The following is a 14,435-nucleotide window of genomic DNA, read 5'->3' as shown; positions in this document are numbered from 1 at the left end:
ATCGGTCGTTCCCAATAGCGGGAAAATTGGCGAAAACGCTGGGAAATTCTGCTCCACGGCTACGGCCGGGCGACCTATACTGATCTCGACCCGATTTTTACGAAAAAATCGCCGCCTCCGAGTCTTTCGGCGCGGGGTGCCCGTCAGAGGAAATGTGCCGTCCTTCTCTTTAGTCCGGACTGAAGCCGCCATCGCGGAGCAGGCGCAGGAAAACGCTGCCATCGCGCGCGGGCTGAAGCGGCAGGACCCGGATCTTCTTGACACACTGATCGAGCAGTATCAGCACCGCCTGATGCGGTACCTGACCTTCCTGACCGGACGCCGGGAGATGGCCGAAGACCTGTTCCAGGAGACCTGGATGCGGGTTCTGGTGCGTGGCTCCCAGTACAACGGCAAAGCCCGTTTTGAGACCTGGCTGTTTACGATCGCCCGCAACCTGGTCATCGACAACGCCCGCCGGAAGACCATGGCCAGCCTGGATGAGATGAGCGAAGGTGGAGAAGACGAGCGCCCGTTTGAGATCGCCCTGGACGCACCGTCTCCCTTTGAACAGTTCCAGGAGCGAGAGCACGCCGCCGAGGTAGCCACGGTGCTGCTGACGCTGGAGCCCAGCTACCGCGAAGTACTGACGCTTCGCTTCCATGAAGACATGTCGCTGGAAGAGATTGCGACGGTAACGCGAGCTCCTCTCTCGACCGTGAAATCCCGGCTCTACCGCGGCCTTGCAGCCCTGCGGCCGCAGGTCGAATCTCTTCGCAGGGTACCGGTGGAAGGAACACGGTGATGGCTACAATGACTCCCCCCGCTCCATCCCGCGTCGTCAATCGCACGCACCGGGCGATTCGCGCACAAGCATTGAAACAACAGGCACAGAAGAGGAAAGTACGGAGCCTCTACCTCCCACTGATCTTCGGAGGTGTCCTGCTGATTGCTGCCATGGTCACCACGGCGGTGATCCTTGCCTCGGACTCCGACGTGGAAGACACGTTGCCTTATGCCAGTGAGCAGATCTTCGTGCTGCTCATGTGGCTCATCCCTGTCTCCGCAGCAGCGATCGGCGTGGTTTGGTACAAGCGTGTGAGTGCTGGCCGCGGAGGTCGTTACTAATGGCGGAAGTTCACGAGCGCCGAGATAGAGATACCGGTAACGCCGAATACGATCTGAGCCTGGTTCCCACCTGGTCGATCCTGCTGGCTGCAATCTTCTTTGTCGGGCTGCAGTATCTCTTTCATTTCAAGATGCCTCATCGCCACGGCGAGCTGCTGGCGATGCGCATTGCGATGGGCTTCTTCTGGGGTTCTGCGCTTGCCAGCTACGCCCTGCTGGCCGGTTACGTCAGCCGCGACGTCAAGCGCCGCAATATGTCGGCGCCGCTGTGGATGCTGATGGTTATCCTGATGCCTGCCGGCGTTGGAGCCATTGTCTACTTCCTGGTGCGCCAGCCAGTGGTCTCCCGGTGCCCCCACTGCAGCACCGAGCTGCAGGCCGGCTACAATTTCTGCCCGCAGTGCCGCTTCCAGACCGCACCGGTCTGCGGACAGTGCTTCCGCAGCGTACAGATTACCGATATCTACTGTTCCAACTGCGGGCATGATCTTGCCGCCGATGGATCTCCGAGCCGCCTGCGGGCCTATCACGACGAGTAGCTAGAGTATTTCTCCTGTTGCTGGATATCCCGGAAGGGGAGCGCCGCGGCGTTTTCATTGCGGAAAACGCCCATAGATACGGAATCCCTACACTACACCTACAGGAGAAATGCTCTAGCGCAATTTTGTTCGCGGCACTGCTACCTCGCCCTTTCTTCTATACTGCATTATTGGCATGGCGATGACCGCTCTCATCATCGACGACGAGCCGCTTGCTCGGCAGGAGCTGGAGTACCTGCTGGAGAAAGCCGGCGATGTGGAAGTGCTTGCCCAGGGATCGAATGGGATTGAAGCCGTCGAACTCATCCGTGAACACAAGCCGGATGTTGTCTTTCTCGACGTTCAGATGCCCGGCCTGGATGGGTTTGCCGTTCTGAAGAAGCTGATCGGCAAGGTGACCCGACTGCCGCAGGTGGTCTTCGCAACCGCATACGATCAGTACGCCGTGCGCGCCTTTGAAGTGAACGCGGTTGACTACCTGCTGAAGCCCTTCGACCGCGCACGTGTGGAACAGACAGTGGAGAAGGCGCGCGGCCGCGTCGCGGCCGAAGCTGCAGCTTCTGTGCAAACCTCTACTGATCCGAACAGCGCCAAGCTCGATGCCCTGATGAAGCTGCTGGAAGAACAAGCGCAGCAGGCTACTGCTCCAGCGCGCTCCAGCAGCAAGGTTGTGGTGCGGGCGCAGAACCGGCTGCTTCTGGTCGATCAGAAGCACATCTGCTTTGCCGCGATCGATGAGGGCCAGATCTCCATCGTGACGCAGAACGTTGAGGGAACCTCAAACTGCCGCACACTGGAAGAGTTGATGGACCAGTTGAATCCGGAGATCTTCTGGCGTGCTCACCGCAGCTATGTCGTGAACATCCATCACATCCGCGAAGTGGTGCCATGGTTCAAGTCGAGCTACCAGCTCCGCATGGACGACCGTCAACAGACGGAGATTCCTGTAAGCCGCGCACAGACCAAACGGTTGAAAGAGCTGTTCAACCTCTGACAAGCCCTATTCTGGGTGCCCCATCCATCGCAACGCGATGGGTGGGTAACGAAACCCAGGTTCTTTTGATCTACGTGGCTTCTGAACCCACCCTAACGTTGTGAGGGTGGGGCACCCGGGTGAGATTTGACGGCGAAAATCTTCAGTCGTAACGCTCGAAGACGATCTGCTTACGATCCCATCCGCGATCTTTGAACCACTGCCGCAGCGGAGCCGCAAAGGCATTCAGGCCGACAATGTAAGCCGTTGGCTTTTCGTCTCCGGCCTGAGACAGGATCTCTTCCAGATGCGGAGCCATCTCAACGTCTGGCAGCGGCAGATAATGGAATCCGGCAATCTCGCGCTCAGCCTGCTCAAAGCGGTCGCGATAAAACAGCTCTGATTCCGAAGAAGCCGTGTGCAGCAGATGCAGCGGGCCGGCGATGCGCGGTGCGCGCAGTAAAGCATCCACCATTGCTGCTACAGGCGCAATGCCGACGCCGTCGGCGAGGATGATGCCTGGACCTTCGTGAAGAACAAATCCACCATAGGGACCTTGTACCTGCACGGTCCCGCCGGTCTCCAGATCGCACAGCAGGTTGGAGTACCATCCGGCACGGTTGAGACAGAGCACCATACGATCGCCATCGGGAGCCTGCGTCAGCGAATACGCCCGGACCTCCTGCTTGCCATCACGCTCCGTGACAAACGAGTAGAACTGCCCGGGCTGATAGGTGAGCGGTTCACTGCAGAGGAAGGAAAGCTCCCAGGTCTGAGAAGCTTCACTGAGCAGACGCTTCGAGGCGAGTTTGGCAGCAATCACGCCCGCGTGCTCCGGCAAGCGTCACAGTTGCAGACGCGGCGCAGGTGATCCCAGGAGTAGATGCCGGCTTCGTGCCCATCATTCCACTTGAACTTCAGTGCGTAGTTGCCGATCTTCTCCACGGAGGTCGGCTTGGCGGGCGCCTGGTACATGGCGAAGAGTTCCTTGGGCTTCGGCTTGGGCTCACCCGGTTTGCGGCCGGTGTGCTGGCGCTCTTCGTGGCAGGTGGCGCAGGGGCAGGCATCACGCAACCAGGGGAAGGTCCACTTCGAGTGATGGCCGTCCTTCCACTCGATCTCGACACCTTCGCCGGAGGTCAGATGCACCCGCACCTTGGCCGGGGTGACTGCCTCGCGCGGCAGACGGTTATCCTGCGCGGCGTCGGCCAGCGCCTCTTCCCGGCTTACGAAACGGATGCCTTCGTGACTCATACAACTATTTTAGTGCTCAATTTCAAACGGCATTGCGGTAGAAGAACCAGCCGGCGACGGCACAGCCGATAACAACCACCAGGGCGCGCAGCACGTTGCCGTTCATACGCCGGGCATAACGGGCGCCGAGCCATCCACCCAATCCCGCAAAGATCATTGCCACTAGGCAGAAATGCCATACTACCGCTCCGCGCACGATGAAGGTGACCACGGCAGAGAGATTCGAGACGCAGGCGCCGAGCACTTTGAGCGCGTTCAACTGATTCATCTCTTCCACGCCGAAGAGTGACAGCACCGTCATGATGAGGAATCCCGCGCCCGCGCCGAAGTAGCCGATGTAAAAGGTGACCGGGAGCAGACAGAGCAGCACGTAGAGCGCCGGAACCCGGTGATCGAGGTGGTGATGCTCACTGCGGCTGCGCAGCCAGCGGGAGATGCGTCCGCTGACGCCGAAGAGCAACGATGCCGCCAACAGCATCCACGGCAGCACGTGCAGAAAGGTCTGCTGCTGTGTGTGCAGCAGAATGATCGCTCCGCCGATGCCGCCGATCACCGAGGCGACGATCACGACCCAGACCGCATCGCGCCGCAGATCTTCACGCAGAGCGGCAAGCGAGGTGAGCTGCCCCGGCCAGATAGCCACCGTGTTGGTTGCATTCGCCTGGATGGGAGGCACGCCGACTGCCAGCATCGCCGGGAAGGAGACGAACGAGCCTCCGCCCGCCAGCGCGTTCATCACGCCTGCGATAAAGGATGCAAGGATCAGCCAGAGATAGTGGCCGTGCGTGATGAGATAGGCAGGCATTGTTTTTATTGTAGGTTGTCGAACGATCTGCTAAAAAGCGGGTCCTTCAGCTACGGTTCAGGACAACAGCTCTTTAGGGTTTCGATAAATTCTGTCGGTCTGATATGGGAGACCCCGATGCTCCCACCCGGATTCGCCCAACCGTGCGAATATCCCACCCATCGCATTGCGATGGATGGGGCACCCAGTGTATGGGTGCTTGTCGATAGGCTCTAGGAACTTCAGATGCCACACTCGGGAATGGTTGAAGAAAACAGAAGAGGAGGCCGAGGCCTCCTCTTCTGTTGGGTTGAACTCTGGATTAGATGTCGAGGTTCTTTACATCGAGTGCGTTCTCTTCGATGAACCGGCGGCGGCTTTCGACGTCTTCGCCCATCAGCGTGGTGAAGATCTCTTCTGTGGCGGCGATGTCTTCGAGCTTCACTTCGAGCAGCGTACGGCGATCGGGATCCATGGTGGTCTCCCAGAGCTGTTCGGCGGTCATCTCGCCAAGGCCCTTGTAACGCTGTACGTCGTACTCTTTACGGCCCTGCTCGATGACGAACTCGAAGAGGTCACGCGCGGACTTCTTCTCGACCGGATCCTGCGGCAGCTTGGAGGCACGCTTGGCGCCCTTGTTCTGCACGGCGGTGCCAGGCGCGGAAGCGGCCTCGGCAACACCTTCGGTCTGTTGCTCTTCAACGATGTCGTCCGCATCGGCCTTGGCGCCCTTCTGCACGTACTCGATCATGAACGGCGGCTGGAGCTGTTCCTTGATCTGCGCGTGCTTACCGAAGAGCTGACGGATCTCAGGCGTGGAGGCAAGTGTCCAGTCGAGCTTGCGCTCGGCGCCATTCGAGTCCGTAAAGCTTACCGACCAGGTCTGATGCTCTTCGTCGAGGATAGGATCGGAGACACCCTTGAACTTGGCTTCCTTGCCAATCTCGATCAGAGTCGCACGAAGCTCCTTGATCTTGTCCTGCGTCTCGAAGTCGGCGCGCCTCGACGGATCCTTGCCTTCGTGTGCGAAGAGGTTGGCGAAGGCCGCCGTCACCGCTTCGCTGCGCAAGCGTTTGTTGGCCTTGTCGAAGAAGCCGATATAGTCGTTCAGCTTGCCCATGAAGTCAGTCAGGGCACGGCCTTCCAGCGCGGCAGCATTCTCGCCGTAGCGAATCACCATGCCGTCAGAGGCGCGCTTGACCATCACCTTCACGAACTCGCGGTCGTCTTTGATGTACTGCTCGAACTTGCCCTTCTTGATCTTGTAGAGCGGCGGCTGCGCGATGTAGACGTGGCTGCGCTGGATCAGCTCCGTCATGTGACGGAAGAAGAAGGTCAGCAGCAGCGTACGGATGTGCGATCCGTCGACGTCGGCATCGGTCATCAGGATGATCTTGCCGTAGCGCAGCTTAGCTGCGTCGAAGTCGTCCTTGCCGATACCGGCGCCCAGCGCCGTGATCATGGCACGGATTTCTTCGTGGCCCAGCATCTTGTCGTAGCGGGCCTTCTCGACGTTGAGGATCTTACCCTTCAGCGGAAGAATGGCCTGGAACTTACGATCGCGGCCCTGTTTGGCGGTTCCACCTGCGCTCTCACCCTCGACGAGGTAGAGCTCGCAACGGTCAGGCTGCTTCTCACTGCAGTCGGCCAGCTTACCCGGCAGACCGCCGCCGTCCAACGCTCCCTTACGGCGGGTGAGATCACGAGCCTTACGGGCTGCCTCACGGGCGCGTGCTGCTTCGATAGCCTTGTTGATGATGCGCTTGGCCACCTGCGGATTCTGCTCGAAGAAGGCGCCCAGGCGCTCATTGACGAAGCTCTGCACCTGGCCCGAGATATCGGAGTTCAGCTTGCCCTTGGTCTGACCTTCGAACTGCGGCTGCGGAATCTTGACCGAGATCACGGCGACCAGGCCTTCGCGGACGTCGTCACCCGAGAGTGATTCCTTCAGGTCCTTGAAGAGACCGAGAGACTGACCGGCGGCGTTGATGGTACGCGTCAGCGCCGTACGGAAGCCGGAGAGGTGCGTTCCACCGTCAACCGTGTTGATGTTATTGGCAAACGAGAAGACCGTCTCCGAGTAAGAGTCGTTGTACTGCAGCGCCGCCTCGACGACTAGCGTGCCCTTCTCCGCCTCCATGTAGAACGGCTTGTCATGCAGCACCTGCTTGCCCTTGTTGAGGTGCCTGATGAACTCGGCAATACCGCCGTTGTACTTGAAGGTCGCCGTCTTGGCGTCGCCGGTCTTGGCGTCGCTGGTGCGCTCGTCGGTCAGCGTGATCTCGATGCCCTTGTTCAGAAAGGCGAGCTGACGCAGACGGTTGGCCAGCGTGTCGTAGTTGTACTCGGTGACCGTGAAGATGGTTCTGTCGGGCAGGAAGTGCACCTTGGTGCCGCGCCGTTTGGTCACGCCCGTCTGACGAACAGTGCTGGTGGGGTCGCCCTTGGAGTAGGTCTGCTCGTAGGTCTGGCCATTAAGCCAGATCTCGACATCGAACTCTTCCGAGAGAGCGTTGACGCAGCTTACGCCTACGCCGTGCAGACCGCCGGAGACCTTGTAGGTGCTGGCGTCGAACTTACCGCCGGCGTGCAGCTTGGTAAGCACCACCTGTACGGCGGGCATACGATCGCCGTTGGGCAGTGTCTTCTCGTCCACGGGGATACCACGGCCGTCGTCGATGACGGTGATGGAGTTGTCGACGTGGATCACGACATCGATCTTCGTTGCATAGCCGGCCAGGGCCTCGTCGACCGAGTTGTCGACGACCTCATAAACCAGATGGTGCAGCCCCTGCTCGGAGGTGGAACCGATGTACATGGCAGGACGCAAACGGACGGCCTCAAGGCCTTCCAACACCTTGATATTTTCGCTGGTATATGAGCCGCTCGGCTGGGTAGCCGGCAGTGCTTCGGGGAGAACATTCTGAGTGGACATCAGGCTCCGTAAATTACTGAATTTGAGCGCCTTAGAGTGGCCGTTCGAAACTTCGATGACATGCTTATTTTAGCACGTTTAGGGGGTCTTCTGCTGGTGCGCCCGGGCGCCAAAACATGGCGTTTTTCGCGGAAAATGGCACACTTTTTTCATGGAATACACACTGCGGACGGCACGGGCCGAGGATGTCCCTTACTTGCAACAGTTGCTGGAGATCTCGGTCCGCTCACTACAGGCCGGAGACTACGGTCCGGCGGAGATTAATGCCGCCGTCCGCACCATCTTCACCGTCGATACCCGCCTGGTCGCCGACGGCACCTACTTCGTCGTAGAGGCGCCGGACGGCGCCTTTGCCGCCTGCGGAGGCTGGAGCCGCCGCAAGACCCTCTACGGAGGCGATGCGCAGGTCGAAACCAAAGAACCGGAGCTGCTCGATCCGGCAAAGGATGCGGCCAAGATCCGGGCGATCTTTGTGCATCCGGACCATGCCCGTAAAGGTTTAGGCAGCCTGGTATTGCGTACGGCCGAGGAGGCCGCCGCGGCCGAAGGGTTCCGGGAATTAGAGATGGGTGCGACGCTGACCGGGTATCCGGTATATCTGAAGCACGGGTATGTCGAGGTGGAGCGTCACCAGGCGCCGGTGGGTGACGGGTTGACGGTTGAGGTGGTGAGGATGCGGAAGACGATTTAGCAGGACCACCTTGCATCGACGACTTCATCTCGTCCTTGTCAGGGATTCTGCTCCAGCCAGGGATTCTGCTCCAGCCATGGTGCAGCGCGACGGGAGCGGGCCAGCCCCGGCAAAATCTGGGGTATACTGAAAAACGTCGTTCAATGCAGTAACTCCGTAAGGGAAACCATGCCTAAGCTCAAGACACACTCAGGTGCGGCCAAGCGCTTCAAGAAGACTGGGACCGGCAAGATCAAGCGCGGTCAGTCGAAGATGCGCCACATCCTCACCTCGAAGGAGAAAAAGACGAAGCGCAAGCTCGGCAAGTCGTCTTATGTCTCCGACGGCGACCACGCAAAGGTCAGCCGCATGATTCCCTACGCGTGAGCGTAGGCAGAATCTGAACCATTTCAGGTTGAGCCGCTGGAGACAGCAACGGGCCAAGAAAAGCGTACCGGCCCCTCGGTGAGCACAAGGGTGCAACACCGACACCAGACCTGAAGCAGCAAGCGCGTGAAGAGGTACTCTCACCTCCAGCCGCCAAAACGAAGTACGCAAAAGGAGAAATACGATGCCTCGCGTAAAACGTGGCACAAAACGCAGTGACCGGCGCAAAAAGATTCTTAAGCGCGCAAGTGGTTACTTCCTCACAAAATCGAAGCTCTATCAGGCAGCGCAGGAAGCTGTTGAGCGCGGTCTGAAGTTTGCCTACACCGGCCGTAAGCAGAAGAAGCGTCAGTTCCGCTCTCTGTGGATCGTCCGTATCGGCGCCGCCGCCAAGCTGAATGGCCTGAGCTACTCGCAGTTCATCAGTGGCCTGAAGAAGGCTGGCATTGAGCTGGACCGCAAGGTTCTAGCCGACATCGCCGTGAACGACGCCGCAGGCTTCACCGCCCTGGCCCAGCAGGCCAAGGATGCCAACGCCGCCGCCAAGCAGGCTGCGTAAGTAACTGCTGCAAAGTTTCAAACAAACGGGCGCGACTTCGGTCGCGCCCGTTGAGTTTACGGTGCCCATAGCCTGGGTGCCCCATGTCCGGGGTCCCCAACGAACTTGTTCGTTGGGGGTGGTGTCCCTTGGGGACGTGGGTATGCGCGCTACCGCGCGAACCGTGTGCGTCCGTGACTTCCTGCCCACCCTAACGTTGTGAGGGCGGGGCACCCCGGCAGGACGAACATACTGAACTCGACCGAACCGGAGGGTTTTTGCGATTCCGTAAACTCCATCAGCTATGCTGTCTTCATGGCCACTGCCGCCGGATCCCCTCAAAGAACCTTGAGCGTACCTGACCAGAGCGACGACCAGATGACCGGAAAGCCTCCCTTTGAACCGTGGGGCCGCTATCCGAAGTACAACGCAAATGTAGTTCCCCTGCAGTGGCAGAGTGACTTTCCCGCCATCGTTTCCCGTCATGGCGGCATGCATAACGGCGCACTTGCCGTGGGCATGGGCCGCAGCTACGGTGACGTCTGCCTGCTGAAAGACGGCAATCTGATGGTCACTACCGGGATGAACCGCATCCTGGGCTGGGATCCGGAGACCGGCGTGCTGACCGCGGAGGCCGGCATGACGCTGGCGCAGATTCTGGACTTCTGCGTTCCGCGCGGCTACTTCCTGCCCGTCACCCCCGGCACAAAGTATGTGACCCTGGGCGGAGCGATCGCCAACGACATTCACGGCAAGAACCATCACGTGGCCGGCACCTTCGGCTGCCATGTGCCGGAGTTTGAGTTGGTGCGTTCGGACGGAACCCATCTGCGCTGCTCCGCATCGGAGAACCCTGACTGGTATGCCGCCACGATCGGCGGTCTGGGCCTCACCGGTGTCATCACCTGGGCGAAGCTGAAGATGAAGCCCATCGTCAGCCGCAAGATCGACTACGAGGGAATCCAGTTCCACGGAGTGGACGAGTTTCTCGCGCTGACTGAAGCCAGCAAGCACGTGGAATACACAGTCAGCTGGATCGATTGCTCCTCGACCGGAAAGAACTTTGCCCGTGGCGTCTTTATGCAGGGCGACCACACCCGCAATCCGGGAGAGCTGAAGCCTTCGCCCGAGCCGAAGCTGATCTTCCCCATCGAAGCTCCGAGCTTTATGTTGAACTCGGCTTCGGTTGCCGCCTTCAACACAGTCTTCTTCCATAAGCAGATGAAGAAGCGCGTCACCGCGCTGCAGGACTATGAGCCCTTCTTCTACCCGCTGGATAAGGTGCTGAAGTGGAACCGCATGTATGGCACCAGTGGCCTGCTGCAGTTCCAGTACGCCATTCCATGGGAGCATGCGCGCGAGGGCACCATTGCCATCCTGAACGAAGTTGCGAAGAGTGGTCTCGCCTCCTTCCTGGCTGTACTGAAGGCCTTCGGCGATGTTCCGTCGCCGGGTCTGCTCAGCTTTCCGCAGCCCGGTATTACGCTGGCGCTGGACTTCCCCATCAAACCCGGCAGGAGCTTCCCGCTGTTCGATCGCCTGGCACAGATGACGCTGGAGTTCGGCGGCAAGCTGTACCCGGCCAAAGATGCACGCATGACCGCTGGGCAATACCAGAAGAGTTATCCAGAGTGGCAGCAGTTCCTGCGCTACAAAGACCCGCTGCTCTCCTCCAGCTTCTGGGAGCGCGTGACACGAGAGGAATAGAACAACACCAATGAGCGAACGAGTTCTTGTACTGGGGGCAACCTCCGGCATTGCCGAAGCTACGTGCCGCGTATGGGCGAAACAGGGCGCCAGCCTGGTGCTGGTAGGCCGCAGCGCCGATAAGCTGGCTGCCGTTGCCGCCGATCTGCGCGCGCGCGGAGCCAGGCTTGTGGAGACCGCAGTCGCCGATCTGGATGACACTGCACGGCATCCGCAGCTATTAGCCGACTCCATCAACGCACTGGGCGGTCTGGACGTTGCCTATCTCGCCCACGGCATCATGGGCGAGCAGCAACAGTCGGAAGAAGACTTCAACGCAGCCGCACAGGTGCTGTACACCAACTTCCTGTCGCCGGTCTCGCTGTGCACCTGGCTGTCGAACTACTTCGTCAAGCAGGGCCGTGGCGTGCTGGCAGTGATCTCTTCCGTGGCCGGCGAGCGCGGACGTAAATCCAACTATGTCTATGGCTCTTCAAAGGCCGGCCTGACTGCCTTCCTGGATGGCCTGCGCAACCGCGTGGACCGCCTGGGTGTCACCGTGCTGACCATCAAGCCCGGTCCGGTGAAGACCGCTATGACCATGGGCATGAAGGGCAGCGAGAAGTTCGCCGATCCGGATAAGGTGGCGCAGAGCATCGTCGACGCGATCCACGCGAAGAAAGATGTTCTGTACGTACCTGGCATCTGGAAGATCATCATGTTCGTGATCCGGCACATTCCGGAATCGGTCTTCAAGAAGCTCAATCTGTAGCGACGCTGCCGTCATCACGCAGCAGAAACGTAGAAGCACCCCGCAGGTCCGTACGCTCCGTACGGATCTGTGCTGTTTGCAGCCGTTGCAGGATCTCCATACGCGGATGGCCGAAGCGGTTATGTCTTCCCGCGGAGATGACAGCGTGGCCGGGATGCAGCGCCTGCAACAGCTCAGGCGTTGTGGAGGAGAGACTGCCGTGATGGCCAACCTTCAGCAGCGTGACCGGATGAACCATGCTCGATGAGAGCATCGTGGCTTCGCTCTGCCGCTCTGCGTCGCCTTCCAGCAGCACGGAGGCGCGGCCGTAGTCGATCTCCATCACCAGGGAATCGTTGTTGATTGGCCCAAGGCCATTGGGTGCAGATGCCTGTGGCGCCAGCACCTGCACGTGCAGACCTTCCCAGGCGAGCAAGTCTGGAGCGTGCAGCCAGCGCACCACAGTTCCCTGCTCGCGCGCCTGCTGCACCAGGCGGTGGAACGATGCGGAACCGGCGTCGACACTGACCCAGAGCTCACGCGGATGAAAGTTTCGCAGCACGGCAGCCATGCCACCCATGTGATCGCTGTGCGCATGGGTGAGCGCAACCACATCCAGCCTGCGGATTCCACGCGACCAGAGATACGGGGAGACAACCTCTTCACCGACATCCCAGCCTCCATTGGAAGGCTGCGAGGAACCAACCTGACCTCCCGCGTCGATCAGCATGGTTGCTCCCTGCGGTGCGGCAAGCAGGATGGAGTCTCCCTGGCCGACATCGAGCGCCGTGACTTCGAGTTGCCCTGGATGGAGCGGGGCACGGTAGGGCCAGGTGACCGCAAGCATCGCCATCGGAAGCAGGACGGATGTCAGCCATACCCAACGGCCACGGCGCCGTACCAGCCACAAACAAATCCCCCAGCATGTGAGAGCAAAGAGCATGGCCCACACCGGAGGGGCCGGCATGCGGAGATCGACCGCGGGTACGTGACTGACCCGCCGCGCAATGATGGTCATGGCATGCAGTAGCAGCGATGTCGCCGCAGCCGGCAGGATCGCCAGCCAGGGTGAGATCAGGGATGCAACAAAGGCCACGATTGCCGTCGGCATCAGCATGCCCAGCAGCGGCACGCACAACAGATTGAGCGGAACGGAGAAGAGCGTGAGCCGATGGAAGTAGATGGCCATGGGCAATGCCATCACCATCTCGGCTACAAGACTGACGAAGGCGAGTTCCACGAGGTGTAGTGCGGCACGTACGAACCACGCGGGCAGGCTGCGAGCCCATCTTCCGAAGATCCAGCCCACAGGCCGACCGTACATGCGCAGCAATACGCGGAAGTGCGCGATCCGCGGAGGAAGGCCGGTGTCGAGTTGCAAGAGGCGCAGCCGCTGCGTCGCCCGGAGATACGGCTGCACGGTGCGCTCGAGCAGAGGCACCGCAATGCCTCCGATCGCGATGATGACCAGCAGCGACATCTGCAGACTGGCTTCAAAGATCAGATGTGGGGCTTCTGCTATCACCACAACAGCCGCAAGGCCGAGGGCGTTCAACGTGCTGGGCTCGCGGGAGAGCCAGCGGGTGAGGAGGAAGACAACCGTCATGGTCAACGCGCGCTGCACCGGAGGCTGGAAACCGGTGAGCAGCGCATAGACCGTTGTGAGTCCGATCGTAATCAAGACGCGCCCGCCCTCCGGCAGACGGCGCGGCAGCAGCATGTAGATCATCGCCGCCAATAGCGCCAGATGCATTCCGGCGACGACGAAGACATGGAAAGTGCCGGTGCGCTCAAAGGCAAGACGCATGCGATGATCCAGCAGCGTTCGGTCACCAAAGAGCATGGCGCTGAGCATGCCCGCATCATCGCTCGTGAGCCTCAGTATTGTAGGCAGCATGCGATTTCCGCGCGAATCAGCAACGCGCTGTAAGCGTCCTGCGGACCATGTTGCCCACGCGTGCAATATGCAGGTGAATCCAGCATGAGACGACGGGATCGGCTGCAACACGGTTGCATGAATGCTGGCGGTGGCGGCGATTCCCTGTTGTTCCAGGTAGTCGGCATACTGCCATACGCCCTGATCAAGATAGCGCTCCGGTGTGCGCATCTGCACGGCAAATGCGAGCCTGTCGCCGCAGTGCAATTGCGGAAGCGCGGTCACGTCGGCGGCCTGCACATAAAGACGAAGGCCTCCCTTCACCGGAAGCATGCGCGACGTATCGGGCTTGACCTCTTCCACGCTGTCGACCGCAAGATCCACGGCAAGGAGATTTGCACGCTTCGGTGCGGACTCGTCTTCCAGCGCCTCGGGATCGAAGGTTTCGGGAGCGTAAGCTGCCGCGTTGAGCGGCTGCACGCGGACGACCTGCGCAGTGATCTGGCGGCTAAGACGATCGGCATACTGCGCCAACCCGGCTGCCGACGCGCCCCGAGGTTCCACTTCCAGACACAGCATGCCAGCCAACAGCCAGAGCAGCAACGCAGGCCACAGCGCGACTCGGGGAGCATAGCGCAGCGCAAGCCATGTCACCAGGACACAACACGCGCTGAGCCATAGCAGGCAGCCGACCGGAGTCCAGTTCCATCGCGCCAGAAGAATGCCGGAGACGAAACTTACAGCCGCCAGAAAGACAGGAATACGCCCGAGCCGCAACGGCTCAATCGCCCAGCGAGGCCACAACTTATCGAGAATGGATGTGGCCGCGTGCACAGATGGAGCATTTTCCCTGTAGGTGTACTGTAGAGCCTTCTGCATCTATGGGCGTTTTCCGTAATTAAAACGCCGCTGCGCACCCCTTCCGGGATACCCAG

General features: G+C 60.1%; 14 protein-coding genes. 9 read left to right on the top strand and 5 right to left on the bottom strand.

What is annotated here, in order from left to right; genetic code table 11:
• The first annotated feature begins 154 nt into the window (after positions 1 to 154).
• From AB4Y89_RS15610 to AB4Y89_RS15595, 4 genes are all read left to right on the top strand, one after another.
• Positions 155 to 784, top strand: a complete 630-nt coding sequence (locus tag AB4Y89_RS15610; RefSeq protein WP_442301865.1) for an RNA polymerase sigma factor — start codon at positions 155 to 157, stop codon at positions 782 to 784.
• Positions 784 to 1,107, top strand: coding sequence for a hypothetical protein (locus AB4Y89_RS15605; protein ID WP_442301864.1), 324 nt, complete (start codon positions 784 to 786; stop codon positions 1,105 to 1,107). Before AB4Y89_RS15610 ends, AB4Y89_RS15605 begins: the two co-directional genes overlap by 1 nt.
• Entirely contained in the window at positions 1,107 to 1,646 is a 540-nt protein-coding gene (locus tag AB4Y89_RS15600; protein ID WP_442301863.1) for a zinc ribbon domain-containing protein, read from the top strand. The genes AB4Y89_RS15605 and AB4Y89_RS15600 overlap by 1 nt, the downstream gene beginning before the upstream one ends.
• A gap of 175 nt (positions 1,647 to 1,821) precedes the next feature.
• Positions 1,822 to 2,640: a LytR/AlgR family response regulator transcription factor gene (locus tag AB4Y89_RS15595; protein ID WP_442301862.1), complete on the top strand. Its 819-nt coding sequence runs from the start codon at positions 1,822 to 1,824 to the stop codon at positions 2,638 to 2,640.
• Between the two features lie 142 nt (positions 2,641 to 2,782).
• Here AB4Y89_RS15595 and AB4Y89_RS15590 read toward each other — a convergent pair whose 3' ends face one another.
• The 4 genes from AB4Y89_RS15590 to gyrB all read right to left on the bottom strand — a co-directional run bounded on the left by AB4Y89_RS15590 (position 2,783) and on the right by gyrB (position 7,592).
• Complete coding sequence (locus tag AB4Y89_RS15590) at positions 2,783 to 3,442, bottom strand: ferredoxin--NADP reductase (protein WP_442301861.1); 660 nt, start codon at positions 3,440 to 3,442, stop codon at positions 2,783 to 2,785.
• Positions 3,439 to 3,873 carry a DUF971 domain-containing protein gene (locus tag AB4Y89_RS15585; protein ID WP_442301860.1) on the bottom strand — a complete coding sequence of 145 codons (435 nt, stop codon included), beginning with the start codon at positions 3,871 to 3,873 and terminating at the stop codon, positions 3,439 to 3,441. Before AB4Y89_RS15585 ends, AB4Y89_RS15590 begins: the two co-directional genes overlap by 4 nt.
• Positions 3,874 to 3,895: 22 nt before the next feature.
• The gene (locus AB4Y89_RS15580) at positions 3,896 to 4,678 is read right to left on the bottom strand and encodes a sulfite exporter TauE/SafE family protein (RefSeq protein WP_442301859.1); all 783 of its coding nucleotides are present in this window, start codon (positions 4,676 to 4,678) and stop codon (positions 3,896 to 3,898) included.
• A 301-nt stretch (positions 4,679 to 4,979) separates the two neighbouring features.
• The gene (gene gyrB, locus AB4Y89_RS15575; RefSeq protein WP_442301858.1) at positions 4,980 to 7,592 is read right to left on the bottom strand and encodes a DNA topoisomerase (ATP-hydrolyzing) subunit B; all 2,613 of its coding nucleotides are present in this window, start codon (positions 7,590 to 7,592) and stop codon (positions 4,980 to 4,982) included.
• A gap of 151 nt (positions 7,593 to 7,743) precedes the next feature.
• Here gyrB and AB4Y89_RS15570 point away from each other — a divergent pair, with 151 nt between their 5' ends.
• The 5 genes from AB4Y89_RS15570 to AB4Y89_RS15550 all read left to right on the top strand — a co-directional run bounded on the left by AB4Y89_RS15570 (position 7,744) and on the right by AB4Y89_RS15550 (position 11,645).
• Entirely contained in the window at positions 7,744 to 8,283 is a 540-nt protein-coding gene (locus AB4Y89_RS15570; protein ID WP_442301857.1) for a GNAT family N-acetyltransferase, read from the top strand.
• Between the two features lie 168 nt (positions 8,284 to 8,451).
• Positions 8,452 to 8,649: a 50S ribosomal protein L35 gene (gene rpmI / locus AB4Y89_RS15565; protein ID WP_442301856.1), complete on the top strand. Its 198-nt coding sequence runs from the start codon at positions 8,452 to 8,454 to the stop codon at positions 8,647 to 8,649.
• A 184-nt stretch (positions 8,650 to 8,833) separates the two neighbouring features.
• Positions 8,834 to 9,208, top strand: a complete 375-nt coding sequence (gene rplT / locus AB4Y89_RS15560) for a 50S ribosomal protein L20 (RefSeq protein WP_442301855.1) — start codon at positions 8,834 to 8,836, stop codon at positions 9,206 to 9,208.
• Between the two features lie 357 nt (positions 9,209 to 9,565).
• Complete coding sequence (locus AB4Y89_RS15555) at positions 9,566 to 10,894, top strand: FAD-binding oxidoreductase (protein ID WP_442302012.1); 1,329 nt, start codon at positions 9,566 to 9,568, stop codon at positions 10,892 to 10,894.
• 10 nt (positions 10,895 to 10,904) lie between these two features.
• On the top strand, positions 10,905 to 11,645 hold the full coding sequence (locus AB4Y89_RS15550; protein WP_442301854.1) for an SDR family oxidoreductase: 741 nt from the start codon (positions 10,905 to 10,907) through the stop codon (positions 11,643 to 11,645).
• Here the strand turns inward: AB4Y89_RS15550 and AB4Y89_RS15545 are convergent.
• The gene (locus tag AB4Y89_RS15545; protein WP_442301853.1) at positions 11,635 to 14,379 is read right to left on the bottom strand and encodes a DNA internalization-related competence protein ComEC/Rec2; all 2,745 of its coding nucleotides are present in this window, start codon (positions 14,377 to 14,379) and stop codon (positions 11,635 to 11,637) included. The two genes, AB4Y89_RS15550 and AB4Y89_RS15545, sit on opposite strands and share 11 nt — an antisense overlap.
• Positions 14,380 to 14,435: the final 56 nt, after the last annotated feature.

The sequence above is a fragment of the Terriglobus sp. 2YAB30_2 genome (assembly GCF_052114765.1).
GTDB lineage: Bacteria > Acidobacteriota > Terriglobia > Terriglobales > Acidobacteriaceae > Terriglobus.
Note: the sequence above shows the minus strand (reverse complement) of the source record. Positions and strands in the feature narration are given on the sequence as shown.